Origin of the sequence: Roseburia sp. OM03-7AC (assembly GCF_003462625.1) — a bacterium.
Taxonomy (GTDB): domain Bacteria; phylum Bacillota; class Clostridia; order Lachnospirales; family Lachnospiraceae; genus Roseburia_C; species Roseburia_C amylophila.
Window position 1 is genome coordinate 109,030 of sequence record NZ_QTZJ01000005.1, and the last position, 12,224, is coordinate 121,253.

Here is a 12,224-nt window from a genome sequence, read left to right on the forward strand (position 1 = left end):
TTATCAGGCATCCTTACTTAACGGACTGTCCGGGTATCTTATCAACAATACCATCTACTCACGTAAATCAAATGCATCACATAATAATTTTCCAATTATTAGAACTGTGCTACGAATTCAGCAATTTTCTCCAGACAGGCACGAATGACATCCTGCGAATATGCATAGGAGCACCGTACAAAGCCTTCTCCGCATGTACCGAAGGCATTTCCCGGGATAACGGCTACCTTCTGTTCCTGCAACAGGCGGTTACAGAATTCTTCACTGGTAAGTCCTGTTTTTCGAATGTCCGGAAATACATAGAATGCGCCTTCCGGTTCTGCTACGGATAATCCCATCTTACGGAATCCCTCTACCATCAGTGTTCTTCTGGCATCATACTCTTCCCGCATGACTGCAATCTCTTCATCTCTCACCGGACTGGTCAATGCTTCCAATGCCGCATACTGGCTGGTGGTTCCTGCTGACATAGTTGTAAACTGATGTATTTTATTCATATGGAAAATAACATCCTTTGGTCCTGCTGCAATTCCCATACGCCATCCGGTCATGGCAAATGCTTTGGAAAATCCGTTTAATACAACGCAGCGCTCATACATGCCCGGAAGAGATGCGATGGAAACATGTTTTTTTCCATAGGTTAATTCTGCATAGATTTCATCGGTAATCACGAACAAATCATGTTCCTTTACCACCTCTGCGATTGCCTCTAAATCTTCCTTTTCCATAATGGCTCCGGTCGGATTGTTCGGATAGGAAATCAGTAAGACTTTGGATTTCTCCGTTATCTTTTCCTCTAACTGTTCTCTGGTCAGTCGGAATTTATTCTCCGCTCTTAATTTTAATGATACCGGAACACCGCCACATAATTCAATACATGGAATATAGGAAACGTAGGAAAGTTCTGCCACTAAGACTTCCTCTCCCGGATTCACCAGTGTCCGAAGAGCTAAATCAATTCCTTCGCTGGCTCCCATGGTAATCAGTATTTCGTCCTGTTTATCATAATGCAAATCAAATTTTGTCAGATAATCCGCTGCCGCTGCACGCAGCTCTACCGTTCCGCGGTTATCGGTGTATTTGGTATCCCCCTTTTTTATAGAAGCAATCGCTGCCTCTCTTACATGCTCCGGTGTCGGGAAATCCGGTTCGCCTACACCCAGTGAAAGTGCACCTTCCATGGTATTTGCCACATCAAAGAAATCCTTGATTCCGGAATCCGGCATATCCTGTACGATTTTTGATAAGTATGATTTTGTATCTTTCATTTTCATTGACCTCTCTTTGTACAAGTCCTGTCATGTAATTACGCAATTATTTTTTAGAAGCAGTGGTTTTCGAATTTTAAGCAGCTTTTCTATAGCCTTTTTAGAAATCAGAATGCTACAATTCTAAAAAAGTGCTTTTTTCTCTTGGGATAGTGCCTGTTTTTCCAATGTTTGACAGTATGCCTTCTGCGGTTCGCCTGATTACGGATATCATTTAGGTGCCTTGCTAGCAGCTCTTGGCATTTCTTTTGTTAACTGGCAATCCTGGCACATGGATGTGCCAGGAAGGCGCATTGGAGCACGGATGTGACTATGCGCCGGTTGCCGGAAAAACAGCTTTATAAGCAGAAATGCCTAGAGCTGCTTAAAGGTGCCTTAGATATCCGTAACAGACGGACCACAAAAGGCATCCGGTCAAAGCAGGCGGCAAAACAGACAACAATAAGAAAAAAGCACTTTTAAGAATTGCATACATTCTGCTTTCAACAAAAAATCTTATAGAAAAGCTGCTTAAAATTCCAAAAATCCGCTTCCTCACAAAAACCATTGCGTAATCACATGACAAGTCTTTTCCTATTGTAGCACAATCCCTGTAAAATACCAGTTTTTATTGACAAATCCCTCCAAAAGTTATACCATTATAAGTATTGAAACATTGTTAATAATTTATCAATCAGGAGGGTCCTATTTCATGAACAACTTAACTTTAACAGTTGAAAACGAAATTGCAGTTCTTACTATTACCAGACCTGCAGCATTAAACGCATTGAATTCCGAAACATTGGATGAACTGAACACTGTTCTTACCGAAATCGAGGGAAGAGACGATATCAAAGTCGTTATCTTAACCGGTGGTGCTGATAAGAAAGGTAACGAATTCAAATCTTTCGTTGCTGGTGCTGACATCGCTGAGATGGTTAACTTCTCTGCTGCTGAAGCAAGAGCATTCGGTATGAAAGCTTCTGTTCCATTCTTTAAATTAATGAATATGAGACAGGTAACTATCGCTGCTGTTAATGGATTCGCTTTAGGTGGCGGATGCGAAATTTCTATGGCATGTGATATCCGTATTGCTTCTGACAACGCAGTATTCGGACAGCCTGAGTGTGGTCTTGGAATCATCCCAGGATTCGGTGGTACACAGAGACTTGCCCGTCTTGTTGGCATGGGACGTGCAAAAGAAATGATCTTCACCTGCGATAACATCGATGCAAACGAAGCATACCGCATCGGACTTGTAAACAAAGTTGTTGCAAAAGAAGAATTAATGCCAACCGCAAAAGCTATGGCAGAGAAAATTATCTCTAAAGGAAGCTATGCAGTATCTATCGCAAAAGCTGCTATCAACAACGGATATGATATGGATATCAAGAATGCTGTTGAAATGGAAGCTAACCTGTTTGGCGTAACCTGCTCTACCCATGATAAAAAAGAAGGCATGAGTGCTTTCTTAGAGAGAAGAGCTGCTGACTTAACAGATTTCTAATTGAACTTATACTTAGACAATATCAAAGGGGATATTCCAGTAGCATCTGGGATATCCCCTTTCATAAAAGGAGAATGCATCATGTTAGATAAAAAAATTGGTTTTATCGGAAGCGGTAATATGGGTCGTGCCATGATTGGCGGAATTATCTCTTCCGGTCTGGTTCCTGCCAGCCACCTGATTGCCAGTGCGAAAACCCAGGCCACACTGGATACACTTTCTGAGCAGTATGGTATCCGCACCACCTTAGACAATGAGACTGTTGCTGTAGAATCCGATATCATTTTTCTTGCTGTAAAACCATATCTTTATGAAACAGTCATCAAAGAAATCAAAGACAGTGTTACCGATGACAAAATCATAGTTGCCATTGCTGCCGGGCAGACCATTTCACGGATTGAATCTTTATTCAGCAAAGATATTAAACTGGTTCGTACCATGCCTAATACACCGGCTATGGTTCAGGAAGCCATGTCTGCCATTACCCCAAATGAGCATATCACAGAAGAAGAAAACAAAATGGTTGTCTCTCTCTTTGAAAGCTTTGGTAAAGCAGAAATTGTACCGGAAAGTCTTATGGATGCCGTAGTCGGAGTCAGCGGTTCCTCACCGGCTTATGTCTATATGTTTATTGAAGCAATGGCTGACGCAGCCGTTAATGACGGAATGCCGCGTGCCCAGGCTTATAAATTTGCTGCCCAGTCCGTTCTTGGTGCAGCTAAAATGGTATTAGAGACCGGTAAACATCCGGGTGAATTAAAGGATGCAGTCTGCTCCCCGGCCGGAACTACCATTGCTGCTGTGGCAAAATTAGAGGAAGGCTCCTTCCGCAGCACCGTAATTGCTGCCCAGAATGCCTGCTCTGAAAAATCCCGTGCCATGAGCAAACTCTCCGATTGATATTAAAGGCATATAAGAAACCCCGGAAGGACTAATTTACATACAATCGTTCTTCCGGGGTCTTTTCTATCTTTACTGTTTATTTTACCTGCTTTTATAAATCTTTAAGCACATCATCATAAAGGGCATCTAACATTTCCTTCAACTGCTTTTCAATGGTATCAAAATAAATTTCTGCTGTATCGTTGTCAAATTCCATCTCATTGCCGATTTCCATCACAATGTCAAGGATTCCGCTGTTCAACTCATCAATTGCATTTTCCACAATCTCTTCAAAAGTGCAGTAGGCATCGCCTGTCATATGCACAATAAAATCTTTCTTATCTATCTTTCCACGAAATTTGTATTCATCGGTAAAAAGGCTCCAGCCATCTCCGGCTGCCTCCCGCATCTCATTCCGAATGGATTTATAATCCAGTGGTACATAGTTCTGCTTAAAAAATTCTTCAAACGATGCTTTATCTTTATATTCTTCCATTCCAATTCCTCTGTCTGTCTAAATTTCCTGTAAATGTTCTAACGCCTGCTCCGGCAAAATGCATTTTCCATGCTCCATAATATATGCCCGGGTCGGTCCATGCGCATAAATATCATCTGCAAATTCCAAAGAAGCACTTAAAAGACGACAAAGCTGTTTATCACTAAGTTCTCCCTTCTCAAGCAAAAGATAATAAGCATCCTCTCTGGTCAGATAATAAAGACTGCTCTTCATCGGCAGTTCCAGACGGACGCCCTTGGCATAAAAAATTGCACGTTCCATGCTTGCAAAGCAAAGCTGATAAAAATTCCGGTCTTTTAGTGTAAAGCCACCGGTAGACTGTTTCTTATCTGTGCTTTCTTCTGCCTTGGAAGCTGACTGCTCCGGCTGTATTTCTGCAATGCCTTCATCCGTATGATTCTGATTTGCCAGCTCTTTTGACGTCTGTTTCAGCTTTTCAATATCAGGAGCATTCTTAACCAGACTTTCTACTGCAGACTTCAGATTTTCCAACATATTGCTGATGCCAAGCTCCGGCTTCTCCGAAAAAGTAAGTGCCAGCGTATGCTCCGGCAGTACTGCAACCTGAATGGTAATATTTCCACCCTGTACTTTATATCCGACCTCTTCTTCTGCCATGGAAATAATCTTACGCAGAAACGATTCTGTTCTTCCGTCATTCTGCAGAAAATCATCTACTTCCAGTCCATTTTCCATTAATTCTTCTTCTGAAATAATACAGCGCACCGTATCCACATCGATTCTTTTAAATCTCATAAACAATCACCTGCCATTATTCTCGCTGCGTTTTCCCTTATTTGTAACCTTACTATACACTAAAAGCCCTTTCTTTTCAACCGGAAAGCTTTTATAATATAGGTATTCAAGGTATTAAGCCCGTAAACAGCCGGCAATTCCATAATACGGTAAAGGAGGAGCATTATGCACCGGATTATCTTTCATATTGATGTCAATTCTGCTTTTTTAAGCTGGAGTGCTGTTGACCGCCTAGAGCATGGTGAAACTTTAGATATCCGCACTATACCGGCAATTATTGGCGGTGACTCTGCTACAAGACACGGTGTGGTTCTTGCCAAGTCTGTGCCTGCCAAAGCCTATAAGATTGTCACCGGCGAACCGGTTGCCAATGCTTTACGTAAATGTCCTACCCTTATGCTGGTTCCGCCGGATCATGCCATGTACCAGAGAAAAAGCCATGCACTTATGGAACTGCTACATACCTACACCGATGATATCGAGCAGCTTTCCATAGATGAATGTTTTCTTGACTTTACGCCCATTGCCCACCGGTATGAATCTCCTCTTGCAGCAGCCAAAATCATTTCTGCAAATATTAAATCACGATTTGGTTTTACCGTTAATATTGGAATTGCTCCAAATAAGCTTCTGGCGAAGATGGCAAGCGATTTTACCAAGCCGGATCGGATTCACACTCTTTTTCCGGATGAAATTGCAAAAAAAATGTGGCCGCTTCCGGTGGATAATCTCTACATGGTAGGGCATTCCAGTGCTGCCCGGTTGAAAGCACTTGGCATCCGTACTATCGGAGAACTTGCAGCCACTGACCCGGATTACCTCCGGCAGGAATTCAAAAGCCACGGCACACTGATGTGGGAATATGCCAATGGAATCGGAGATGACCATGTGCATTCTACCAAGCGGGAAGCCAAGGGGATTGGCAATTCCACCACTTTAAAGGAGGACGCCCGCACCTTAGCAGATGCAAAAAAGGTTCTGCTCTCTCTTTCCGAATCTGTATCCATGCGCCTCCGGAAAGAAAAAATGTTAGCCCAGAGTATCACGGTAGAAATCCGCTACCATGATTTTACCAATACTTCCCACCAGTGCAGTCTCCTCTCAGCCACAAATACTACAGATGCCATTTATAAAACTGCCGTTTCCCTTTTCCAGCAGCTCTGGAATAGTGAACCTGTCCGACTCCTTGGCATCCGTACCAGCCGTCTGCTTCCTGAAGATGCACCGGTGCAGCTTTCTATTTTTGATTATGCAGCCGATTCATCGGCATCTGCCTTGATTTCCACAGAAAGTACAGCTTCCGGCAGTCCACTCCCAGATGGCAATAAAAAAAGCTGCACCCAGATGCCTTCTGCCAATAAGCAAAAACAACTGGATGCAGCCATTGATTCTATTCGGAAACGTTTTGGGTCGAAGGCTCTTGTCCGTGGGAGTTTTCTTCCGTCTCCTGAGTCAGATCCGAAAAAGAATCATCCATCGGACTGATGTTTGAGATTGTATAGTAGAATAATGGATCCGGAAGTTCATCCTTATATCCATTATCGTTTAATATAAACTGGAAGGTTCTGTTACTGCTTCCCTCTGCATCACTATAGGTTAAGAGGGAGGCCGTTACAAGATAACTTCCGTCCTCTTGTGCAATCCAGTCGTCAAGCTGTGCCTGCACCGTCGTATCCTCACCATAAGGCAGCTGAAATGCCCCTTTATCTATAATGTAACTCTTACTTTCATTCTCATAGCGGATTGCAGTAAACTTCCTGCCAGAAGAAAGGTAAGTAAAAGTGCGCCTTTTCTTCCTCTTTTCGTGGTTCTCATCATGCATTTCTCCTTCCGTATACATAAGTTGCAAAATAAATGATGGCTGCTACAATCACAATCATCGGACCTGTTGCAACATTGGTAAAATAGGAAATCAGCAAGCCGAGCAATCCCGAAAACAAGGAAAAGATAACAGAAAATAAATGATATTCCCGCATGTTGACCGAAATATTCCGGCTTGCTGCTGCCGGAAGAATCAGCAGTGCATTGATGATCAAAATTCCAATCCATTTAATGGAAAGCATTACAATTAATGCAATAAAAATTGCAAAAATATTTTCTATCAGCTTCACCCGGATTCCCCGGCTCTTTGCCAGTGCCCGGTGCAGGCTTACTGCATTTAACTTATTAAATGCCATGCCCCAGAAAATCAGTGTTGCTGCAAAAATCAGAATCAGATAAATAATTTCCTTTTTAGAGATGCTTAAAACATCACCTACCAAAAGGCTGGAATATTTGCTGAAATTGCCACCTTTCGATAAGATGGCCAGTCCCACAGCAATACACGCTGAAGAAAAAACGGAGATAATCGTATCTCTGGATGCCGATGCTTTACTGCTGATATAGTTTAGTAATAATGCAAAAATTACTGCAAAAATAATCATGGATAAGGTCGTATCTGCAACTCCCATCACAACGCCAAGAGCAATTCCCGTCAATGCAGAATGACCTAATGCATCTGAGAAAAATGCCATTTTGTTATTTACAATCATGGTTCCAAGGATTCCAAACAATGGTGTGATAATCAGGATTGCGATAAATGCATTCCGCATAAATCCATAAGACCACCACGCGGTAAAAAATTCTATCATCCCCGCACCTCCATATCTGTAAATACCTGTTTAAAAGCATCACTGTCATAGACTTCCTTCGGTGTTCCCTGGGTCAGCACTTTGCCATCTATGAGAACCACATGGTCTGCATATTTTCTTACATAATCAAGGTCATGGGAAATCAGTAAAACTGCCAGGTCAAAATTTTCCTTCAGATATTCGATATTCCGGTAAAATAACTCCATACCATTCTGGTCAATACCAGACACCGGCTCATCCAAAAGCAGCAGATTCGGTTCATCCATCACTGCCATGGAAAGAAGTACACGCTGTAATTCCCCACCGGAAAGATTACATACCTGCTTGTCAATCAAATGCTCGGCTTCAAACATTTTTAAGCTTTCTTTGATTTCCTGATATAGCTTTTTGCTCTTATATAAAAATACCGGCCGGTTGGACTGATAGCTTGCAATCATATCATAGACACTGACCGGAGTGGATTTCTCGATATTTAGATTCTGTGGTACATAACCAATCTTAAGCTTCTGGATATGACCATTTTCCCGGTCCTTAAATTCAATGCTTCCCGTGTGTGGAATGTCATTTAAAATAGCCCGGATCAGAGTTGATTTTCCTGCTCCGTTCCGACCAATCAGTACCGTCAGTGTTCCACAATGAATATGCAGATTCACATCTGACAATATCTGCTGTTCTCCAATAGTAACACCCAGATGGTTAATCCGGATACAATGCAGTCCACATGGTTTTACTATTTTTCTCATTCTGCAAAAGCCTCCTTCAGCAGTTCCATATTATGTCTCATTGCATCAAGATAGCTGTCCTTTTCATACTCCCCGCGGGTTAAGGTATCAAGATAACATACTTTCGCATCGGTCTCCCGTTCTACCGTATCTCCCATATCTTTGCCATAGAGTTCTTCTGCCAGCACCACTGATATATCATTCTTTTCAATGGCTCCCATCACATCTGCCACTTCACCGGCACTGACCTGACGCTCCTCATCCAAATCCATGGTATAGGAAATCTCCATATCGTAGTCCTCTGCCACATAGGCATAGGCTTCATGGAAAATAACAATATGCTTTCCTGCTAATTCTTCCTTTAAGGACTGCTGCTCTCTCTCTAAATCCTCAAGCTTTGCCAGATACTCCTTTGCATTGCTTTCATAGGCATCCTGATGCTTCGGATCTATCCTGCAAAGACCTTCTAAAATATTTTCCACCTGCTGTTTATATAACGCAATGCTCATCCATGCATGGGCATTCACATCTCCGTGATTGTGCCCATCTTCATGAGTATCCTCGGTATCTCCGTGGATATGCTCCTCTGCAGCATCTTCATGGGCATCTCCGTGAGCATGTTCCTCTCCTTCATCCTCTTCGGACAAAAGATTAAGTCCCTCGCAGGCATTTACAATGGAAAGATTCTTATAATCTGCTGCCACATCCGATAAAAAAGATTCGATTCCGCCACCATTTACAATAAACACATCTGCACCGGAAAGGAGCTTCATGTCTGCCGGAGTCAGCTGGTAATCGTGAAGGCAGCCGGTCTGCGGCTCACTGAGATTCTGCAAATCCACACCCGGAGTGTCTCCGATGACATTCATTGCTGCAATATACATCGGATAAAAGGATGTTACTACCGTAAGTTCACTATCCTGCTGTTTTGTCTCTTCTTTTACATATAATTGTGTCAGTCCTGCACCAGTCAATAAAAGTACCAGCAGAAGAACCGTTACAAATACATATTTATTCTTCATAGCCAACAGCCTCATCCATAATCTGCCAGATTTCTTCCCTGCCCTGCTTGGTTACTGCAGAAAACGGAACAATTACCGTCCCAGGTTTTACTTTCAGACCTTCTTTTACTGCCTTGATACATTTTGGCACCTGGCTTCTCTTCAGCTTGTCCAGCTTGGTTGCCACAATAACCGGATCAAAGCCCTGATGGATAATCCAGTCATACATCAGTTTATCATTGGCAGACGGGTCATGCCTGATATCAATTAATAAGAATACCCGGCGCAGCTGCTTTGAGGTATGCAGATAATTTTCAATCATTTTACCCCATTTTGCTTTCTCACTCTCTGCTACTTTCGCATAACCATATCCCGGCAAATCCACCAGATACATGGCATCATTGATATTATAGAAATTAATGGTCTGTGTCTTTCCCGGCTGTGCAGAGGTTCTTGCAAGGGATTTCCGGTTCATCAGTGCATTAATTAATGATGACTTTCCAACATTGGATTTTCCTGCAAATGCCACCTCCGGCAATGTATTCTCCGGAAGCTTACTGGTAACACCACACACCGTTTCCAAGTTTACTTCTTTTATAACCATTTTCTGCTCCTTTACTACTCTTTTACAAAAGCAACCTTTAAGATATCTTCGATGGTATCTGCATAGACAATTTCTAAATCCTTTTTAATCTCTGCTGAGAGTTCCTCAATATCTTTTTCATTTTTTCCCGGCACACAGACTGTCCGGATACCGGCATTTTTCGCTGCTAATGTTTTCTCTTTTAATCCACCAATCGGAAGCACTCTGCCGCGGAGGGTAATCTCTCCTGTCATGGCAACATCAGCACGCACCTTTTTCCCGGTAATGGCAGAAAGCATTGCGGTTGCCATGGTAACACCGGCGGACGGTCCATCCTTTGGTACGGCTCCTTCCGGAATGTGGATATGTATATCATGTCTGGTAAAGAAATCGTCCGGTATCTGATACTGCTCACTGACAGAACGGATATAACTGATTCCAGCCTGTGCAGACTCTTTCATGACATCGCCAAGCTGTCCTGTCAGTTTAAATTCACCTTTTCCCGACATTACATTTACTTCGATTTCTAATGTATCACCACCGACACTGGTCCATGCCAGTCCCCGGACAATACCAACCTCGTCCTTCTCATTCTTCTTATCAAAGGTATATTTCTCTTTGCCAAGATAATGTTCTAAGTTCTTTGTGCTTATAGTAACTTTCTTTTTCTTGCCCTCGTAAATCTCTCTTGCTGCTTTTCTGCAGATTTCACCGATTTTGCGTTCTAAGTTACGCACACCGGCTTCTCTTGTATAGCTGCGAATCAGCTGCTCAATTGCACCATTCTGGAATGCAAGCTCTGATTCCTTTAAGCCATTTTTCTCAATCTGCTTTGCTATAAGATGCTCTTTTGCAATGTGAGCCTTTTCATTTTCCGTATAACTGCTTACCTCAATCAGCTCCATACGGTCTAACAGAGGTCTTGGTATTGTCTGCACGGAATTGGCTGTCGCAATAAACAATACCTCAGACAAATCTACCGGAAGCTCCACATAGTGGTCCCTGAAATGGCTGTTCTGCTCATTATCCAATACTTCCAGCAGTGCAGAAGATGTATCTCCCTTATAATCACTGCTTACTTTATCAATCTCATCTAAAAGCATCAGCGGGTTCTTTACTCCGGCACTCTTTAAACCATTGATAATTCTGCCCGGCATTGCCCCCACATAGGTCTTTCTGTGTCCACGAATCTCTGCCTCATCACGGACACCGCCGAGACAGATTCTGACATACTTTTTATTCAATGCTTTTGCCACAGAACGGGCAATGCTTGTCTTGCCGGTTCCAGGAGGTCCCACCAGACAGATAATTGGACTTTCTCCTTTATGAGTCAGATTCCGGACTGCTAAGAATTCCAGCATACGCTCTTTTACTTTTTCCAGTCCGTAGTGGTCTTCGTCTAAAATTTTCTCTGCATTAGCTAAATCTTTATTATCCTTAGAAGCCTTATTCCATGGCAGTTCCAGTAATGTCTCAATATAGCCTCTGCTGACTGCACTTTCCGAAGAACTGGATGCAATATTCTTAAAACGCTCAATCTCTTTTTTAATTCTCTCTTTAACCGTCTTATCTGCCTTCAGTTTCTTTACTTCCTCTAAAAAGTGTTCCGCATCTGACTGTGTATTATCCTCACCTAGTTCTTCCCGAATCAGTTTCATCTGTTCCCGCAAAAGATATTCCTTCTGATTCTTATCCACGCGTTCTTTCACCTTCGCCTGAAATTCATTTTTCAGGGAAATAACTTCTACTTCATTCAGCAGAATTGCCATTAAAGTCTCATACTGGGAAGTGAGATCTACTGCCTCTAAGATTTTCTGTTTCTGGGTATAATAAAGCGGCAGATTGTATGCAACCTGCTGCATCAAAGTTCCAACGTCCTGCTGTTCTTCTACCTGACGTAAGAATTCTTTGCTCATATGTCCATTGGCTTTTTGATATTTCAGTACGGTTTCCCTGATACAGCGAAGCATTGCTTCCTTCGCTTCCGGCATCAGTTCTTCCTCTTCTGCCGTTTTTTCATCAAAAAGGATGACCTCTGCCATCAGATACTTCTCCTGTGACAGAAAAGAGGCTAACTCGCCTCTTTCCAATCCTTCTACCAAAACACGCACGATTTCATTTGGCATCTTTATTACCTGCTTTACTTCAGCAATAACACCAATCTGATATAAATCATCCCTGGCCGGCTCCTCTACGGAAGCATCCTGCTGTGTAATCAGGAATATTTTCTGGTCTCCAACCATCGTCTCTTCTATGGCATGAATGGAACGGTCCCTGCTAATATCAAAATGAGCCACCATTCCCGGCAGAATGGTCATTCCACGAAGTGCAACTGCCGGTAAATGAATTACTGTCCTGCTCATCTTTTTCTCCTCTTAT

12 protein-coding genes are annotated in these 12,224 nt (G+C 42.6%); 3 read left to right on the forward strand and 9 right to left on the reverse strand.

Going from position 1 to position 12,224, the window contains the following annotated elements; all coding sequences use genetic code 11:
- Window positions 1-98 precede the first annotated feature (98 nt).
- Window positions 99-1,268, reverse strand: a complete 1,170-nt coding sequence (locus DXB39_RS10835; protein ID WP_117841844.1) for a pyridoxal phosphate-dependent aminotransferase — start codon at window positions 1,266-1,268, stop codon at window positions 99-101.
- A gap of 691 nt (window positions 1,269-1,959) precedes the next feature.
- On the opposite strand from DXB39_RS10835, the gene DXB39_RS10840 reads away from it, so the two are divergent.
- A complete protein-coding gene (locus DXB39_RS10840; RefSeq protein ID WP_022243431.1) occupies window positions 1,960-2,754 on the forward strand; it encodes an enoyl-CoA hydratase-related protein in 795 nt (264 codons plus the stop codon).
- 81 nt (window positions 2,755-2,835) lie between these two features.
- Window positions 2,836-3,654 (forward strand): pyrroline-5-carboxylate reductase, encoded by an 819-nt coding sequence (gene proC / locus DXB39_RS10845; RefSeq protein WP_117841700.1) that lies wholly within the window; start codon window positions 2,836-2,838, stop codon window positions 3,652-3,654.
- Window positions 3,655-3,748: 94 nt separating this feature from the next.
- Here proC and DXB39_RS10850 read toward each other — a convergent pair whose 3' ends face one another.
- Together DXB39_RS10850 and DXB39_RS10855 are read right to left on the reverse strand one after the other, a co-directional pair.
- Window positions 3,749-4,132, reverse strand: coding sequence for a hypothetical protein (locus tag DXB39_RS10850; RefSeq protein WP_022243433.1), 384 nt, complete (start codon window positions 4,130-4,132; stop codon window positions 3,749-3,751).
- Between the two features lie 18 nt (window positions 4,133-4,150).
- On the reverse strand, window positions 4,151-4,909 hold the full coding sequence (locus tag DXB39_RS10855; RefSeq protein WP_117841699.1) for an adaptor protein MecA: 759 nt from the start codon (window positions 4,907-4,909) through the stop codon (window positions 4,151-4,153).
- Between the two features lie 165 nt (window positions 4,910-5,074).
- Between DXB39_RS10855 and DXB39_RS10860 the strand changes: the two genes are divergently transcribed.
- Complete coding sequence (locus DXB39_RS10860) at window positions 5,075-6,394, forward strand: DNA polymerase Y family protein (RefSeq protein ID WP_117841698.1); 1,320 nt, start codon at window positions 5,075-5,077, stop codon at window positions 6,392-6,394.
- On the opposite strand, the gene DXB39_RS14675 is transcribed toward DXB39_RS10860, so the two are convergent.
- From DXB39_RS14675 to lon, 6 genes are read right to left on the reverse strand one after another with little or no spacing between them, the layout of a single operon-like run.
- Window positions 6,300-6,731 carry a hypothetical protein gene (locus tag DXB39_RS14675; protein ID WP_117841697.1) on the reverse strand — a complete coding sequence of 144 codons (432 nt, stop codon included), beginning with the start codon at window positions 6,729-6,731 and terminating at the stop codon, window positions 6,300-6,302. The two genes, DXB39_RS10860 and DXB39_RS14675, sit on opposite strands and share 95 nt — an antisense overlap.
- A complete protein-coding gene (locus DXB39_RS10865; protein ID WP_117841696.1) occupies window positions 6,724-7,539 on the reverse strand; it encodes a metal ABC transporter permease in 816 nt (271 codons plus the stop codon). Before DXB39_RS10865 ends, DXB39_RS14675 begins: the two co-directional genes overlap by 8 nt.
- Window positions 7,536-8,282, reverse strand: a complete 747-nt coding sequence (locus DXB39_RS10870; RefSeq protein ID WP_022243439.1) for a metal ABC transporter ATP-binding protein — start codon at window positions 8,280-8,282, stop codon at window positions 7,536-7,538. The genes DXB39_RS10865 and DXB39_RS10870 overlap by 4 nt, the downstream gene beginning before the upstream one ends.
- Window positions 8,279-9,283: a metal ABC transporter substrate-binding protein gene (locus DXB39_RS10875; RefSeq protein ID WP_117841695.1), complete on the reverse strand. Its 1,005-nt coding sequence runs from the start codon at window positions 9,281-9,283 to the stop codon at window positions 8,279-8,281. Before DXB39_RS10875 ends, DXB39_RS10870 begins: the two co-directional genes overlap by 4 nt.
- Window positions 9,273-9,866, reverse strand: coding sequence for a ribosome biogenesis GTP-binding protein YihA/YsxC (gene yihA / locus DXB39_RS10880; RefSeq protein ID WP_022243441.1), 594 nt, complete (start codon window positions 9,864-9,866; stop codon window positions 9,273-9,275). Before yihA ends, DXB39_RS10875 begins: the two co-directional genes overlap by 11 nt.
- 14 nt (window positions 9,867-9,880) lie before the next feature.
- Entirely contained in the window at window positions 9,881-12,208 is a 2,328-nt protein-coding gene (lon, locus tag DXB39_RS10885; RefSeq protein WP_117841694.1) for an endopeptidase La, read from the reverse strand.
- Between the last annotated feature and the right edge of the window lie 16 nt (window positions 12,209-12,224).